Source organism: Micromonospora sp. A3M-1-15, assembly GCF_024213425.1.
GTDB classification, from domain to species: domain Bacteria; phylum Actinomycetota; class Actinomycetes; order Mycobacteriales; family Micromonosporaceae; genus Micromonospora; species Micromonospora chersina.
Genome location: NZ_JANAVK010000002.1, coordinates 340,864 through 355,667 on the forward strand (window position 1 = coordinate 340,864; position 14,804 = coordinate 355,667).

At 72.9% G+C, this 14,804-nt stretch carries 15 protein-coding genes; 5 read left to right on the forward strand and 10 right to left on the reverse strand.

Features of this window, described 5'->3' with window-relative positions:
- Position 1 precedes the first annotated feature (1 nt).
- The gene (locus NLX85_RS11315) at positions 2–517 is read left to right on the forward strand and encodes an O-acetyl-ADP-ribose deacetylase (RefSeq protein WP_254334342.1); all 516 of its coding nucleotides are present in this window, start codon (positions 2–4) and stop codon (positions 515–517) included.
- On the opposite strand, the gene NLX85_RS11320 is transcribed toward NLX85_RS11315, so the two are convergent.
- From NLX85_RS11320 to NLX85_RS11355, 8 genes are all read right to left on the reverse strand, one after another.
- Entirely contained in the window at positions 514–1,419 is a 906-nt protein-coding gene (locus NLX85_RS11320) for a GNAT family N-acetyltransferase (protein ID WP_254334344.1), read from the reverse strand. The two genes, NLX85_RS11315 and NLX85_RS11320, sit on opposite strands and share 4 nt — an antisense overlap.
- 74 nt (positions 1,420–1,493) lie before the next feature.
- The gene (locus NLX85_RS11325) at positions 1,494–1,901 is read right to left on the reverse strand and encodes a RidA family protein (RefSeq protein ID WP_374628089.1); all 408 of its coding nucleotides are present in this window, start codon (positions 1,899–1,901) and stop codon (positions 1,494–1,496) included.
- 57 nt (positions 1,902–1,958) lie between these two features.
- A complete protein-coding gene (locus NLX85_RS11330) occupies positions 1,959–2,966 on the reverse strand; it encodes a LacI family DNA-binding transcriptional regulator (protein ID WP_254334345.1) in 1,008 nt (335 codons plus the stop codon).
- 19 nt (positions 2,967–2,985) lie between these two features.
- Complete coding sequence (locus NLX85_RS11335; RefSeq protein ID WP_254335523.1) at positions 2,986–4,389, reverse strand: GH1 family beta-glucosidase; 1,404 nt, start codon at positions 4,387–4,389, stop codon at positions 2,986–2,988.
- Between the two features lie 20 nt (positions 4,390–4,409).
- Entirely contained in the window at positions 4,410–5,243 is an 834-nt protein-coding gene (locus NLX85_RS11340; RefSeq protein ID WP_254334347.1) for a carbohydrate ABC transporter permease, read from the reverse strand.
- Positions 5,243–6,229, reverse strand: a complete 987-nt coding sequence (locus NLX85_RS11345) for a carbohydrate ABC transporter permease (protein ID WP_254334348.1) — start codon at positions 6,227–6,229, stop codon at positions 5,243–5,245. The genes NLX85_RS11340 and NLX85_RS11345 overlap by 1 nt, the downstream gene beginning before the upstream one ends.
- Before the next feature lie 69 nt (positions 6,230–6,298).
- On the reverse strand, positions 6,299–7,609 hold the full coding sequence (locus NLX85_RS11350) for an ABC transporter substrate-binding protein (RefSeq protein WP_254334349.1): 1,311 nt from the start codon (positions 7,607–7,609) through the stop codon (positions 6,299–6,301).
- A 197-nt stretch (positions 7,610–7,806) separates the two neighbouring features.
- Positions 7,807–8,562 carry a maleylpyruvate isomerase family mycothiol-dependent enzyme gene (locus NLX85_RS11355; RefSeq protein ID WP_254334350.1) on the reverse strand — a complete coding sequence of 252 codons (756 nt, stop codon included), beginning with the start codon at positions 8,560–8,562 and terminating at the stop codon, positions 7,807–7,809.
- Between the two features lie 70 nt (positions 8,563–8,632).
- Here NLX85_RS11355 and NLX85_RS11360 point away from each other — a divergent pair, with 70 nt between their 5' ends.
- A complete protein-coding gene (locus NLX85_RS11360; RefSeq protein ID WP_308210710.1) occupies positions 8,633–9,724 on the forward strand; it encodes a UDP-N-acetylmuramate dehydrogenase in 1,092 nt (363 codons plus the stop codon).
- Between the two features lie 110 nt (positions 9,725–9,834).
- On the opposite strand, the gene NLX85_RS11365 is transcribed toward NLX85_RS11360, so the two are convergent.
- Together NLX85_RS11365 and NLX85_RS11370 are read right to left on the reverse strand one after the other, a co-directional pair.
- The gene (locus NLX85_RS11365) at positions 9,835–10,617 is read right to left on the reverse strand and encodes a class I SAM-dependent methyltransferase (protein ID WP_254334351.1); all 783 of its coding nucleotides are present in this window, start codon (positions 10,615–10,617) and stop codon (positions 9,835–9,837) included.
- Positions 10,618–10,678: 61 nt separating this feature from the next.
- Positions 10,679–11,440 (reverse strand): SDR family NAD(P)-dependent oxidoreductase, encoded by a 762-nt coding sequence (locus NLX85_RS11370; protein ID WP_254334352.1) that lies wholly within the window; start codon positions 11,438–11,440, stop codon positions 10,679–10,681.
- 171 nt (positions 11,441–11,611) lie between these two features.
- Here NLX85_RS11370 and mshA point away from each other — a divergent pair, with 171 nt between their 5' ends.
- The 3 genes from mshA to NLX85_RS33400 all read left to right on the forward strand — a co-directional run bounded on the left by mshA (position 11,612) and on the right by NLX85_RS33400 (position 14,664).
- Complete coding sequence (gene mshA / locus NLX85_RS11375) at positions 11,612–12,973, forward strand: D-inositol-3-phosphate glycosyltransferase (RefSeq protein WP_254334353.1); 1,362 nt, start codon at positions 11,612–11,614, stop codon at positions 12,971–12,973.
- A 48-nt stretch (positions 12,974–13,021) separates the two neighbouring features.
- Complete coding sequence (locus NLX85_RS11380) at positions 13,022–13,555, forward strand: YbjN domain-containing protein (protein ID WP_189198226.1); 534 nt, start codon at positions 13,022–13,024, stop codon at positions 13,553–13,555.
- 77 nt (positions 13,556–13,632) lie between these two features.
- Positions 13,633–14,664 carry a hypothetical protein gene (locus NLX85_RS33400; RefSeq protein ID WP_308210711.1) on the forward strand — a complete coding sequence of 344 codons (1,032 nt, stop codon included), beginning with the start codon at positions 13,633–13,635 and terminating at the stop codon, positions 14,662–14,664.
- Positions 14,665–14,804 lie beyond the last annotated feature (140 nt).

Below are 14,804 nucleotides of genomic sequence, written 5' to 3' on the forward strand. Positions count from 1 at the left end.
CATGGAGACGGTCCTGATCGAGGGGGACATCACCGCGCAGCAGGTCGACGCGATCGTCAACGCGGCCAACTCCTCGCTCCTCGGCGGCGGGGGCGTGGACGGCGCGATCCACCGCAAGGGCGGGCCGGCCATCCTGGAGGAGTGCCGGGCGCTGCGCGCCTCCCGCTACGGCCGGGGCCTGCCCACCGGAGAGGCGGTCGCCACCACGGCGGGCAACCTGCCGGCCCGCTGGGTGGTGCACACCGTCGGGCCGGTCTTCTCCCCGCGCGAGGACCGGTCGGCGCTGCTGCGCGACTGCTACGCCAACAGCCTCCGGATCGCCGACGACCTGGGCGCGCTGAGCGTCGCCTTCCCGCTGATCTCCGCCGGCGTCTACGGCTGGCCGGTCGAGGACGCGGTGGCCCAGGCGCTGGCCGTGCTGCACGCGGCCACCCCGGTCAACGTCTCCGAGGCCCGGCTGGTGCTCTTCGGCGCCGACACCTACGCGACGGCCGTCCGGGTCGCCGCCGGGCGCTAGTCGAGGTCGCGCAGGCAGGACCACTGGCTGGCCACCGGCCGGTAGCCGAGCCGGGCGTTGACCGCCAGCATCGGCCCGTTCGCCTCGTCGTTCGAGGTGTACGCGGTGCGTACCCCGGATGTCGCCGCCCGGTGCAGCGCGGCCTGCTTCGCCAGCCGGGCCAGCCCCCGGCCCCGGTGCTCCGGGACGGTGCCGGTGAAGTCCGACCACATCCGGTCGCCGTCCCGCTTGACCAGGCTCACGGCGACCAGCCTGCCGTCCACCTCGGCCAGCGTGCTGGCGTCCCGGTCCAGCCCCAGGTTGTCCCAGACCTCGTGGTGCCAGACGTCGTAGCCGAGCGCGTCGGTCGGTACGTCGCCCGGCTCGTCCAGCGACGCCTCGGCGTCCACTCGGTGGACCTCACGCGGGTCGACCTCGGCGGCCGGCACCAGCCGTACGCCGGGCGGCGGCTCGGGCATCGGCGGCGCGGGCCGGAGGTCGAGCGCGGAGTAGCGCAGCTCCCGGCTGGGTGTGAAGCCGTGCCGGCGGGCGAACGGCAGGGACCCGGGCTGGGACCAGGTGAGCAGCCGCTTCGCGCCGAGCAGGCGCAGGTGGGCGAGCGCGGCGTCCAGGAGGGCCGTGCCGACTCCCCGGAGCCGGTGCGCCGGGTGGACGTGCAGGGTCGAGATCTCCCCGACGTTCGCCGCGGAGGTCTGGATGTTGAGGTACGCCGACACCCAGCCGACCACCTGCCCGTCCGCCTCCGCCACCCACGCCGCCCAGTCCTCACCGGGCGGCGGCTGGGCGATCATGCGTCGCGTCGACTCGACGCCGCGCACCAGGTACGGGTGGACGACACCGCGCAGCGCCACGACGCCGGGCGCGTCCTCGGGGCGGGCAGGTCGGATCAGCTCGTCGGTCATTCGGGCGACCCTAGAGCGGTCGCCCGCCACCGGCGACGGATTTACCGAGCCCCGGCGGCGACCACCGGCCGCACTCAGCCGGCGTCGGCCCGGACGGCGGCGACCGCCTCGACCTCCACGAGTTGGTCCCGGTAGCCGAGCACGGCCACTCCGAGCAGCGTGCTGGGTGGATCGTGGTCGCCGAACGCGTCCCGGACGACCTGCCAGACGGACACCAGGTCGGCACGGTCACCGCTGGCCACGTAGACCGTGGTCCTGACGACGTCGGCGAGCCCGGCGCCGGCCGCGCCCAGCGCCGTCTCCAGGTTGGCCATCACCTGCCGGGCCTGGCCGGCGGGGTCGCCGGGCGCGACGGTCCGCCCCTCGGCGTCCAGCGGGCAGGCCCCGGCCGTGAAGATCAGCCGCGCGGGCGGCGCGACCTCGGCCGCGTACGCGTACTCCGCGACGTCGGAGAGCTGGGGCGCGCGGATCAGGTGCACGATGCCGGTCACGGCGCGACCCTAGCGCCGGTCGCCCCGGCCCGCGACGCAATACTCCGGCTAGGCCGACTCGCGCACCACCAGCTCGGTGGGGAGCACGAGCGCCTGCTCGACCTGCTCGCCCGCGGCGATCCGGAGCAGTTGCCGGGTCATGGCCCGCCCCAGCTCCACTATCGGCTGCTTCACGGTGGTCAAGGGCGGCTCGGTGTACGCCGCCGTCTCGATGTCGTCGAACCCGATCACCGCGACGTCGTCCGGCACCCGCCGGCCGGCCTCCCGCAGCGTGCGCAGCGCGGCGTGCGCCATGAGGTCGGATGCCGCGAACACCGCGTCCAGCTCCGGGTCGGCGGCGAGCAGCTGCCGCATGGCGGCCGTGCCGGATTCCCGGGTGAAGTCGCCGTACGCGACCAGCTCCGGCAGGCCGGCCGCGGCGACCGTCTCCCGGTAGCCGACGAGCCGTTCGATGCCGGCGACCATGTCCTGCGGCCCGGCGATGGTGGCGATCCGCCGCCGACCGTTCCCGATCAGGTGGCGGACCGCCTCGGCCACCCCGCCGACGTGGTCCACGTCGACGTAGGGCACCTCGGCGCCGTCGAGGGGGCGGCCGCTGCACACCACCGGGATGCCGAGTCGGGCCAGCCGGCCGGGGAGCGGGTCCTCGCCGTGCAGCGAGGCGAAGAGCACCCCGTCGACGTGCCGCCCGGTGGTGTACCGCTCGACCCGTTCGTGCCCGGCCGGCGAGCCGGCCAGCATCAGCACGAGCTGCTTGTCCGCCGCCTCCAGCTCCTGGGCCGCGCCGCGGATGATCCCCGGGAAGACCTGGTCGTCGGAGAAGACCCGGGTGGCCGCCTCGGGCATGACCAGCGCGACCGAGTCGGTGCGCTGGGTGACCAGGCTGCGGGCGGCGAGGTTCGGGACGTAGCCCAGTTCCTCGACCGCCCGGCGGACCGCCTGCTGGATCGACTCGGCGACCGTGGTGGAGCCGTTGACGACCCGGGAGACCGTGGCCCGGGACACGCCTGCCCGTCTGGCCACCGCCTCCAGGGTCGGTCGCTGTGCCGTCGTCATCCCCGTCACCACCACCTCGTCACAGCCCGTTCCGGGAGATCACCTCCTGGTACCAACGGGCACTTTCCTTCGGTGTGCGCCGCTGGGTCAGGTAGTCGACGTGGACGATCCCGAACCGCTTCCGGTAGCCCTCGGCCCATTCGAAGTTGTCCAGCAACGACCATACGAGATAACCGCGCAGGTCGACGCCGCGGGCGAGGGCCTCGTGCACGGCGCGCAGGTGCCCGTCGAGGTAGGCGACCCGGTCGGTGTCCGCCACCGAGCCGGTCCCCTCGGTGTTCCGGTCCGGGAAGGCCCCGCCGTTCTCCGTGATGATCAACGGTAGGCCCGGGTAGTCGGCGGCCACCCGCTCCAGCAGCCGGGTGAGACCGGCCGGCTCGATCATCCAGCCCATGTCGGTGAGCGGCCCGACCGGCGGCAGGAACTCGACGCCGCCCTCGGTGCCCGGGTACGCGCTGCTCCCGGCCCCGCCCGCCCGGCCGGCCACGTAGGTGGGCGCGTAGTAGTTGAGCCCGAGCAGGTCGAGCGGCGCGGCGATCACCTTCTCGTCCCCGTCGCGGACGAAGTCCGGCTCGACGATCCGGCCGACGTGGGCCAGCACGTCGTCCGGGTAGCCGGCGCCGGTCAGCGGGTCCAGGAAGATCCGGTTCTGGAGGCCGTCGACCAGCCGCACCGCGGCGGCGTCGGCCGCGCTGCCGGCGTCGGCCGGCTGCACGTCGGCCAGGTTGAGGGTGATCCCGACGACCTCCGCGCCGGCCGCGCGCAGCGCCCGGGCCGCCAGGCCGTGGCCGAGCAGCAGATGGTGTACGGCCCGGAAGGCCGCCCCCGCGTCCCGCCCGCCGGGCGCGTGCACCCCGTTGCCGTAGCCGAGGTACGCCGAGCACCACGGCTCGTTGAGCGTGGTCCAGGTGCGGACCCGGTCGCCGAGGCGCTGGTGCACGGCGAGGGCGTAGTCGGCGAAGTGCTCGGTGGTCTCCCGCGCGGTCCAGCCGCCCCGGTCCTCCAGCGCCTGCGGCAGGTCCCAGTGGTAGAGCGTGACGATCGGGTCGATGCCCCGGTCCAGCAGGGCGTCCACGAGCCGGTCGTAGAAGTCGAGGCCGCGCGGGTTGACCGGGCCGGTGCCGTCGGGCCGGATCCGGGGCCAGGCGACCGAGAAGCGGTACGCCCGCAGCCCCAGGTCCGCCATGAGTGCCACGTCGTCGGCGTACCGGTGGTAGTGGTCGCAGGCCACGTCGCCGGTGTGCCCCTGGAACACCTTTCCGGGCGTACGGCTGAAGGTGTCCCAGATGGACGCGGCGCGCCCGTCCTCGGCGACCGCGCCCTCGATCTGGTACGCGGCGGTGGCCGCCCCCCAGACGAAGCCCTCGGGGAACCGCAGCTCCGTCGCTGGGTTGCCGTTCGTTCGCGACTGCGGGGCTCGCAGAACCGGCTCACTCCTCGCGCTCACGCCTTCACCGCACCTTCCATGATCCCGCCGATGATCTGGCGGCCGAACACGACGAACACCAGCAGCAGCGGCAGGGTGGCGATGGCCGTGCCCGTGAACACCTGCGACATGTCCTGGTAGTAGCCGTCGGACAGGGCCCGCAGCGACAGTTGCACGGTCGGGTTCTCCGGGTCGTTGAGCACCGCGTACGGCCACAGGAAGTCGTTCCAGGTGGTCATGAAGGTGAGCAGGCCGAGCACGGCGGCGGCCGGGCGCAGCGCGGGCAGCACCACGTTCCAGTAGATCCGCGCGGTGTTGCAGCCGTCCATCCGGGCGGCCTCGATCAGTTCGGTGCTGACCGCCTGGCCGGCGTACTGGCGCATCATGAACACGCCGAAGCCGGTGACCAGGGCCGGCACGATGACCGCGGGCAGCCGGTCGTTCCAGTTCAGCTTGGTCATCAGCATGTAGAGCGGGATCACGCCGAGCTGGGTGGGCACCATCATGGTGGCCACGATGACCAGCAGCAGCGCGTTGCGCCCGTGGAAGCGCAGCTTGGCGAAGGCGAACCCGGCCAGGGTGGAGAAGAAGACCACGGAGACGGTGACCGTGCCGGCCACGATCGCCGAGTTGATGAGGCCGGTGAGGAAGTACGCGTCGGTGTTGTCGAACAGCCGGGCGATGTTGGCGCCCAGGTTGCCGCCCGGGGTGAGCGGGGGCGGGACCTGGCCCATGGCGTCGCTGGTCCGGCTGGCCACCACGAACATCCAGTAGATCGGGAAGATCGACATCAGGGCCGTGACGCCCAGCGCCAGGTAGGTGAGCCGGCCGGCCGACCAGAGGCGGGTCATCAGGAGTCCTCCTTGCGCGCGCCGCCGCCGAGCCGGCGGAGGAGCAGGACGTTGATGGCCGCGACCACCGCGATGAGCGCGAAGAGCAGCCAGGCGATCGCCGAGCCGTAGCCGAAGTTGTAGTGCGGCGCGAAGGCGTTCTCGAACATGTACATGGTCACGGTCTGCGACTCGCGCAGCGGGCCGCCGCGGATCGCGTTGGTGCCCGAGTTGAACAGCCGGGGCTCGGTGAAGAGCTGGAGGCCGCCGATGGTGGAGATGATGACCGCGAAGATGATCGTCGGCTTGAGCAGCGGGACGGTGATCGACCAGAACTGCCGGGACCGGCCTGCCCCGTCGATCGAGGCGGACTCGTAGAGGTCGCGCGGGATGGCCTGCATCGCGGCCAGGAAGATCAGCGCGTTGTAGCCGGTCCATCGCCAGTCGACCATCGTGGAGATGGCCACCCAGGAGGCGAGCCGGTTGGCCTTCCAGTCGATCGCGTCGACACCGACGTGGTCGAGCAGCCAGTTGATCATGCCGAACTCGCGGCCGAAGAGCACCGCGAAGACGATCGCCACGGCGGCGGTCGAGGTGACGTTCGGGATCAGCACCGCCATCCGCCAGGCGGTTCGTGCCCGGAGCTGCCGGTTGAGCAGGTTGGCCAGCCAGAGCGCCAGCAGCAGCTGCGGGACCGTGGAGATGACGAAGATGCCGAGGGTGTTGACCACCGAGTGCCAGAAGTCGGGGTCGCCCAGCAGCTGGCTGTAGTTGTCCAGGCCGACGAACGGGTGCTCGGCGCCGAGCAGGTCCCAGTCGTGCAGCGAGACCCAGAAGGTGTAGACCAGCGGGTAGATCCCGAAGACCCCGAAGAGCAGGAAGAACGGGGCGACGTACAGGTAGGGCGAGTACTTCGTGTCGAACCGGCTGAGCCGGACGCCCCGGGAGGGGCGGGGGACACGGTGCGCCGGCTTGACCGGCGGGCGGGCGTCGAGCTGGACTGCCATGGCCCGGGACTCCTTTCCGCCGTGCGGGCGGCACCCGTCACCGGGGACCGCCCGCACGTCTGGCTCGGGTTACTTGGCAGCGGCCTTCTTGGCGTTCCCGACCGCGTCGGTCCAGCCCTGCTCCGGGCTGCGCTTGCCCAGCTCCACGGTGCGGACGGCGTTCTCCACCTCGGTGCGGACGGCCTGGTTCTTCGGGCCCATGTAGACCGGCTTCAGGCTCTTGGCGCCCTCGGCGAAGATCTTGCCGACGGGGGCCGCCGAGAAGTACGCGTTCGTCGAGTCGACGATGGCCGGGTCCGCCAGCGCCTGCGGCGACGAGGGCAGCGGGCCCTTGAGCTTGAACGCGCCGATCTGGCCCTTGGCGCTGGTCAGGAACTTCGCCAGCTCGATCGCCTCGGCCTGGTGCTTGCCCTGCTTCGGCACGGCGAGGAAGGAGCCGCCCCAGTTGCCGCCGTTGCCGGGGACCTGGGCGATGTCCCACTTGCCCTTGGCGCCCGGACCGGCGTTGCCCTCGATGACGCCGGTCATCCACGCCGGGCAGGCGATGGTGGCGAACTTCGACTGCTTGAACGCGGAGACCCACTCCTCCGACCACGACCCGTACTTGCCGGACAGGCCCGAGTCGATGATGTCCATGGTGGTGTCGTACGCCTGCCTGACCGCCGGGTTGCTGTCGACGACCAGGTTGTTGCCGGTGTCGTAGTAGCTGTAGCCGGTCGTGTTGCCGGCGGTCTGGAGCAGGATGGTGTTGAACGTGTTGGTCGCCGCGTCGAGGAACGAGGCGCCGGTGTTCTTCGCCTTGAACTGCTCGCCGACCTTGATGTAGTCCGCCCAGGTGGGCCAGAGCTTCGAGACCGCCTCCCGGTCGGTGGGCAGGCCGGCCTTGGCGAACAGGTCCTTGCGGTAGCACATGGCCATGCCGCCGACGTCGGTGCCGAGGCCGATGAGCTGCTTGCCGTCGGCGGTGAGCCCCTGGTTCCACTTCCAGTCCAGGAAGTTGCCCTTCAGGTCGGCGGCGCCGTGGTCGAGCAGGTTGACGAAGTTCTGCGGGTTGGCCTTGTACTCGACCAGCAGCCCCTCCTCGATGGCGACGATGTCGCCCGCGCCCTTGCCCGCGGCGAGCCACTGGGTGAGCTTCGGCGAGTACTCGTCCAGGTTGCTGCCGGTGCCCCGCTCAACGATCTTCACGTTGGGGTGGCTGGCCATGTACTCCTTGTAGAGCTCGTCGTAGCCGAACTGGCCGAAGACGTCGACGGTGAGCGTGACCGGGCCGTCGGCGGCGGCCTCGTCGTCAGCGCCCCCGCAGGCGGTGGCGCCCAGCAGCGCGGTGGCGGCGACCAGGGCCACCGCGGCCAGGCGGCGACGCGTGAAGGTGACCATCTCTTATCTGACCCCTCTAGGTGTATCGGGTGGTGGCGGGTGGTTCCGGTACTGAGAGAGCGCTCTCACGACAGGGTGGTGGTTGCCCCCGACGCTGTCAAGAGAGCGCTCTCAGAGCGTCCCGAAAAAGGCGGAGAGTGGCGCTCCGATGGGAAACGCCGCTCTCCGCCTGATCTCCCGGAAGACCCTCCGGCGGGTCAGCCCACCCGCAGCCCGTCGAGCAGGCGGCGGTCGCCGGCCACCCCGAGGGCGTCGAAGCTGATCCGGCCCATCACCGCCAGCAGCAGGTCGCTGGCGGTGCCGGTGACCTGCGCGCGGGCGTGGTGGTCGTCGTGGTCGAGGATCGTCGCGGTGTCCAGCAGGGCCATCCCCTCGCCGCGCAGCCGCAGATACCACTCCTGGGCGGCGTCGGTGGCGGTCAACTGGACCACCCCGTGCCACTGGCCGGGCTGGATCCGCCGGCCCGCCGGCAGCCAGGTGTCCAGCACCTCGCTCACCCCGTCGGCCGCGAGCTTGGCCTCGATCGGCTCACCCGCGCCGATGGCGAGCTGGGCGTCCCAGCGGTGCACCGCCGTCTCGTGCGCCATCCGGCGCGGCCAGAAGGCCGCCTTCTTCGGCTGCGGAGCGAAGTTCCAGGCCGGGGCCTCCGGGTCCAGCGCCTCGAAGAGCGTGAGCAGCCGCTCGTACTCCTGCCCGTACCACTGGGCCGGGGTCAGGCCGGCCGGCGGCTCCGGGTGGTGCCGCTCCGGGCGGCTGGCCGTCCCGGCGGTCACCACCGTGCGGGCCCACACGTAGACCCTGGTGAGGTGGTGGGCGAGGTCGGAGACCGTCCAGCCGGGACAGGACAGCACCGGTGTCTCGGGGGGCGCCTCCGCGACGGCGGCGGCGAAGGCGGGACCCTCCGTCCGCAACGCGCCGATCCAGAAGTCCTTCGTGCCGTGCAGTCTGCTCATCGCCATCCTCCCGGGGGTGACCGGGCCACCAGTGGGTGCCGCGGCTACCCCTCAGCCTAGGGTGAAAGGCGTGTCAGACGTCTACGCCGAACCGACGACCGGAGCCGACCCGACCGACCCCGCCACCCTGGCGCGCTACACGACGCTGCGCCTCGGCGGCCCCGCCGGGCGGCTGGAGGTCGCCACCAGCGCCGACGACATCGTCCGGCAGGTGCGCGAGGCGGAGGCGCGGGAGCAGGCCGTCCTCCTGCTGGCCGGCGGCAGCAACGTGGTGATCGGCGACCAGGGCTTCCCCGGCACCGTCGTGCTCATCCGCTCCCGGGGGTTCCGGGTGGTCGCCGAGGACGCCGACACGGTCACCGTACGGGTCGAGGCCGGCGAGCCCTGGGACGACCTGGTCGCCGCCACCGTCGAGCGCGGCTGGTCGGGCCTGGAGTGCCTGTCCGGCATCCCCGGGTCCGCCGGCGCCACCCCGATCCAGAACGTCGGCGCGTACGGCCAGGAGGTCGCCGAGACGATCGTGGCCGTGGAGGCGTACGACCGGACCGAGGGAAGGGTGGTCCGGATCGCGGCGGCGGACTGCGGGTTCGCCTACCGGGGCAGCATCTTCAAGTACAGCGACCGCTGGGTGGTGCTCTCGGTCGACTTCCGGCTCACCCGCTCCCCGCTCTCCGGCCCGGTGCGCTACGCGGAGCTGGCCCGCGCGCTCGGCGTCGAGGTGGGCGACCGGGTGCCGCTGGCCGACGCCCGGGCCACCGTGCGGCGGCTGCGCGCCGGCAAGGGCATGGTGCTCGACGCGGAGGACCCGGACACCTGGTCGGTGGGCTCCTTCTTCACCAACCCCGTGCTGGAGCGGGAGGCGTACGAGCTGCTCCGGGAGCGCGCCGCCGACCTGGGCGAACCGCCGAACTGGCCGTGCCCGGGAGACACGGTCAAGGTGAGCGCCGCCTGGCTGATCGACAAGGCCGGCTTCGGCAAGGGGTACACCGGCCCCGAGGGCGTGGCCATCTCCACCAAGCACACCCTGGCCCTCACGAACCACACCGGCACCGCCAGCACGGCCGCCCTGGTCGCCCTGGCCCGCGAAATCCGCGACGGCGTCCAAACCCGCTTCGGCGTCCCCCTCCACCCCGAACCCGTCCTGATCAACTGCACCATCTGACCCCCCCGCCCCGCCCCCACCCCCACCCGCCTCGGTGATCATGAAGTTAGCGGCGACAAATCGGGCAAGAAATGGCGATAACTTCATGATCACCGCGGGTGGGCGGGGTGTCAGGTGGGGGCGATCGTCGGCCAGGGGAGGGTTACTTCGCCTCGGCGCCAGCGGTTCGGGCGGTTCAGGACGGGCCAGCCTGCCGCCTTGACGGCGGCGATGGTTCTTGTCCAGCGGTCGCGGGGGCCGAAGGGGGCGTAGCCGGCGGTGGACTGCCAGGCGCTCTCCAGGGCCTGGATCAGGTCGTGGACCGGCTCGCCGGGGACGTTGCGGTGGATGAGCGCCTTGGGCAGCCGCTCGGCCAGCTGGGCCGGGCCGGCCAGGGTGGTGAGCTTCGCGGCCAGGGTCAGCGTGCGCGGGCCGGTGGCGTCGAGCAGCACCCAGGCGCCGAGCCGCCCCAGCTCGTCGCAGGTTCCCTCGACCAGCAGCCCGCCCGGGGCGAGCCGCCCGGTGACCGTACGCCAGGCCTCGGCCACCTCGCCCTCGTCGTACTGGCGCAGCACGTTGAACGCGCGGACCAGGGCGGGGCGCAGCCCGGCCAGCTCGAAGCCGCCCCGGGCGAAGGTGAGCCCGGGCGGGTCGGCGGCCGGCTGGGCGGCGGCCACGCGTACCGGATCGATCTCCAGCCCGACCACCCGCACGTCGGCGCGGACCGCGGCCGCGAGCCGGGCCCGAAGCTCGACGGCGGTGACCGGGGTGGCGCCGTAGCCCAGGTCGACCACGAGCGGGTCGGCGGCGGCGCGCAGCGCGTCCCCGCAGGTGGCGACGATCCAGTTGTCCACCCGCCGGAGCCGGTTCGGATTCGTCGTGCCCCGGGTGACCACCCCGAGCGGCCGGGCCATCAGTGCCTCCCCGTTCGCGACTGCGGGGCTCGCAAGATCGGCTCACTCCTCGCGCTTCACACTAGACCCGGTGCACCTTGTGCTGGGCGGCCTGAGCCAGCGGGCGGACCACGAGCTGGTCGATGTTGACGTGGTGCGGCCGGGTGGCGCACCAGGCGACGCAGTCGGCCACGTCCTCGGCGACCAGCGGCTCGGCCACCCCGGCGTAGACCGCGGCGGCCCGGTCGGTGTCGCCGCCGAACCGGACCAGGCCGAACTCCTCGGTCTTCACCATGCCCGGGTCGATCTCGATCACCCGCACCGGCCGGCCGCACAGCTCCAGCCGGAGCGTGCCCGCGATCGCGGTCTGCGCGTGCTTGGCCGCCGTGTAGCCGCCGCCGCCCTCGTAGACGACGTGCCCGGCGGTGGAGCCGACGATCACGACGGTGCCCGCGCCGGAGGACTCCAGCGCGGGCAGCAGTGCCTTGGTGACGCGGAGCGTGCCGAGCACGTTGACGTCGTACATCCACTGCCAGTCGCCCACGTCGGCGGACTCCACCGGGTCCAGGCCGCGCGCCCCGCCCGCGTTGTTGACGAGCAGGGTGACCGGGCCGGGCGCGGCGGCGGCCGCGGCGGCCAGGCCGGCGACCGACTCGTCCGAGGTCACGTCGCACTCCACCGCGGTGGCCGCGCCGCCGGCCGCCTCGATCTCCGCGACCAGGCCGGCCAGCCGGTCGGTACGCCGCGCGGCGGCGAGCACGTGGAAACCCTCGGCGGCCAGGCGGCGGGCGGTGGCCGCGCCGATCCCGCTGGACGCCCCGGTGACGATCGCGACTGAGGTCATCCGGTCATTCTCACCCGCCGCCCCGCTCCGCGCGGTGATGAGGTCCGTCACGCCCGGGACCCGCCGGGACGCATTTCCGAAGCCCGATGGGGAAGATGACACCCGGCGCGGAGGTTGACCGAGAAGCGCCGGTCGTGCGGGACGGCATCAACCGTGACAGAGGGAGCGGACGTGGCGGATGTGCACACCGGTGTCGGTCGTCAGCGAGGTGCCCTGCCGTGGCCCCGGCCGCGCCGGATCGCCACCCTCTCCGTCCACACCTCGCCGCTGCACCAGCCCGGTACGGGCGATGCCGGCGGCATGAACGTCTACATCCTGGAGGTCGCCCGGCGGCTCGCCGAGGCCGACGTCGAGGTGGAGATCTTCACCCGGGCCACCTCCGGTGACCTGCCCCCGGTGGTCGAGACGGCGCCCGGGGTGAGCGTCCGGCATGTCACCGCCGGCCCCCTTGAAGGGCTGACCAAGGAGGAGCTGCCCGGCCAGCTCTGCGCCTTCACGGCCGGAGTGCTCCGCGCCGAGGCCGCCCGCCCGCCGGGCCACTACGACCTGATCCACTCGCACTACTGGCTCTCCGGTCAGGTGGGCTGGCTGGCCAAGGAGCGCTGGGGCGTGCCGCTGGTGCACACCGCGCACACCCTCGCGAAGGTCAAGAACGCCCAGCTCGCCGTCGGGGACCGGCCCGAGCCCAAGGCGCGCGTCATCGGCGAGGAGCAGGTGGTCGCCGAGTCCGACCGGCTGGTCGCCAACACCCGCGTCGAGGCCCGCGACCTCATCGACCGGTACGGCGCCTTGCCCGCCCGGGTCGCCGTGGTGGAGCCCGGTGTGGACCTGGACCGGTTCCGCCCGGCCCCCGGCGACCGGGACGCGGCGGTCCTGGCGGCCCGCCACCGCCTCGGCCTGCCGACCAGCGGCTACGTGGTGGCCTTCGTGGGCCGGATCCAGCCGCTCAAGGCTCCGGACGTGCTGATCCGGGCGGTCGCCGCGCTGCGCGAGCGGGAGCCCGCGCTGGCCGACGAGGTGACCGTGGTGATCTGCGGCGGCCCGAGCGGCAGCGGGCTGGACCGCCCCACCGCCCTCATCGAGCTGGCCGGTTCGCTCGGCGTCGCCGACCGGGTCCGGTTCCTCCCGCCGCAGACCGGCGACGACCTGCCCGCCCTCTACCGCGCGGCCGACCTGGTCGCGGTGCCCTCGTACAACGAGTCGTTCGGGCTGGTCGCGCTGGAGGCCCAGGCGTGCGGCACGCCGGTGCTGGCCGCCGCCGTGGGCGGGCTGGTCACCGCGGTCCGCGACGGGGTCAGCGGGGTGCTCATCGACGGCCACGACCCGGTCGACTGGGCCCGTGCGCTGGCCCGCCTGCTGCCCGAGCGGCTGCGCCGGGCCGCCCTGGGCCGGGGCGCCGAGCGGCACGCCCGCGCCTTCTCCTGGCACCGCACCGCCTCCGGCCTGCTCACCGTCTACGGCGAGGCGATCGCCGACCACCGTGCCCGGCTGGCCCGCCGGCTCGGTGACCCCGCGCTCACCTGCTCCTGGTGAGCGCCCGTGGCCCGGCGGCCTCCGGTGGGCGGCCGTAAAGTGGGTGCGATGAGCCGCAGGAGTGAGGTCGCCGCGCTGATCGAGGCCGTGTGCGCGGAGCGCGAGCTGGAGTGGGAGTCCACCGGCGAGACGTCGTACGCGGTGACCCTGCCGGGGACGCACAAGCTCAAGACGATCTGCAACCTCATCGTGGGCGAGCACGCGCTGCGGGTCGAGGCGTTCGTGATGCGCCAGCCCGACGAGCGTCGCGAGGAACTCTGGGCCTGGCTGCTCCAGCGCAACGCCCGGATGTACGGGGTGTCGTTCTCCATCGACGCCGTCGGTGACGTCTACCTGACCGGGCGGGTCAACCTGGCCGGGGTGGACTCCGACGAGCTGGACCGCCTCCTCGGGTCCGTGCTGACCTACGCCGACGAGTCGTTCGACAGCATGCTGGAGATCGGCTTCGGCACCGCGATCCGCCGCGAGTGGGAGTGGCGGGTCAAGCGGGGCGAGTCGACGGCCAACCTGGCGGCGTTCGCCCACCTCTTCGAGCCCTCGACCCCGGCCGGGTCGGCCGCTGGAGGTTCGGACCCGTCCTGAGGGGTATGCCGCACCGCGCGGTGCGGCGAATCGGGACCCACCGCGGGCCGAGGACGGACTGTCGAGGAGCGTGTCCCATGGCTCAGCGCAACAGCTCAAGTCGCGGCACGACTGCGACGAGAACCAAACGCCAGCCCGGCAACCAGACGGCGAACACGCCGGGCATCTCCGAATCCGAGATCTCGCGGATGAAGGTCGACGACATCCGGGGCCAGTTGCGCCGGCGCGGGGTCTCCGGGCTCTCCGCCATGCGCAAGCCCGACCTGGTGAAGACCCTGGTCCGGAAGCTGCGGTCCGAGCAGGGCGGTGCGGCCCGGAAGAGCACCGGCCCGGCCGGCCGGCCGTCGGCGACGAAGAAGACGGCGGCGGCGAAGAAGACGACCGCGGCGCGCAGGACCGCGCCGTCGCGGGCCAAGGCCGCGCCGTCCGCGAAGGCCACCGGCGCCCGGGCGAAGGCGGCCCCGGCGAAGAAGGCGGCGGCCGGGCGGGCCAAGGCGGCCCCGGCGAAGAAGACGGCGGCCGCCCGGGCGAAGGCCGCGCCCGCGAAGAAGGCCGCGAAGACCGCGCCCGCGAAGAAGACCGCGAAGGCGGCGCCGGCGAGGAAGGCCGCGGGCGTCCGGGCGAAGGCGGCGCCGACGAGGAAGGCCGCGGGCACCCGGGCGAAGGCGGCGCCGACGAAGAAGGCGGCCACCGTTCCCGGGCCGGCCCTGGCACGGGCCACGGCCGCGACGGCCACCCAGGTCCGGAGCGGCCGGTCCGCCTCCCGGTCGGTGGGTTCGTCCCAGCAGATCATGTCGCTGGACGACCGTCCGGAACGTCCGGGGCGGAGTTTGGTGACGACCAACCACGAGGTCATCCAGCGGTGGGCCCGGGCGCGCAACGCCAAGCCGGCCACCATCGCCGGCACGGAGCGGGGCGACCGTCCCGGGGTGCTGACGTTCAACATCCCCGGATACCGGGAGAGCAGCCGGATCCGCGAGGTGAGCTGGGACGACTGGTTCCGGACGTTCGACTCGCGCGGGCTGAACCTGATCTACCAGGAGCAGATGCGGGACGGCCGGCAGAGCAACTTCTTCCGGACCGAGAACCCGAATCGCGAGGACGGCTGAGGTTTACGGGAATGGCCGACGGGAACCGGCTGTTGGCCAACGAAGAGACCGGAGCAGGGACAGCCGGGTTTCCGACACGGGTGCTGTGACGGGTAAGACAGCAATCTGGGTTGAATCCGGAATCCGGGCGAACTAACTTT

Bases quoted from the DNA above. Each gene is read 5' to 3' on its own strand.
- NLX85_RS11340 (WP_254334347.1), bottom strand. From the start codon at position 5,243: ATGACCCGCCTCTGGTCGGCCGGCCGGCTCACCTACCTGGCGCTGGGC.
- NLX85_RS11330 (WP_254334345.1), bottom strand. From the start codon at position 2,966: ATGACGACGGCACAGCGACCGACCCTGGAGGCGGTGGCCAGACGGGCA.
- NLX85_RS11370 (WP_254334352.1), bottom strand. From the start codon at position 11,440: ATGACCTCAGTCGCGATCGTCACCGGGGCGTCCAGCGGGATCGGCGCG.
- NLX85_RS11320 (WP_254334344.1), bottom strand. From the start codon at position 1,419: ATGACCGACGAGCTGATCCGACCTGCCCGCCCCGAGGACGCGCCCGGC.
- NLX85_RS11350 (WP_254334349.1), bottom strand. From the start codon at position 7,609: ATGGTCACCTTCACGCGTCGCCGCCTGGCCGCGGTGGCCCTGGTCGCC.
- NLX85_RS11380 (WP_189198226.1), top strand. From the start codon at position 13,022: ATGAGCCGCAGGAGTGAGGTCGCCGCGCTGATCGAGGCCGTGTGCGCG.
- NLX85_RS11355 (WP_254334350.1), bottom strand. From the start codon at position 8,562: ATGAGCAGACTGCACGGCACGAAGGACTTCTGGATCGGCGCGTTGCGG.
- NLX85_RS11345 (WP_254334348.1), bottom strand. From the start codon at position 6,229: ATGGCAGTCCAGCTCGACGCCCGCCCGCCGGTCAAGCCGGCGCACCGT.
- NLX85_RS11365 (WP_254334351.1), bottom strand. From the start codon at position 10,617: ATGGCCCGGCCGCTCGGGGTGGTCACCCGGGGCACGACGAATCCGAAC.
- NLX85_RS33400 (WP_308210711.1), top strand. From the start codon at position 13,633: ATGGCTCAGCGCAACAGCTCAAGTCGCGGCACGACTGCGACGAGAACC.
- NLX85_RS11315 (WP_254334342.1), top strand. From the start codon at position 2: ATGGAGACGGTCCTGATCGAGGGGGACATCACCGCGCAGCAGGTCGAC.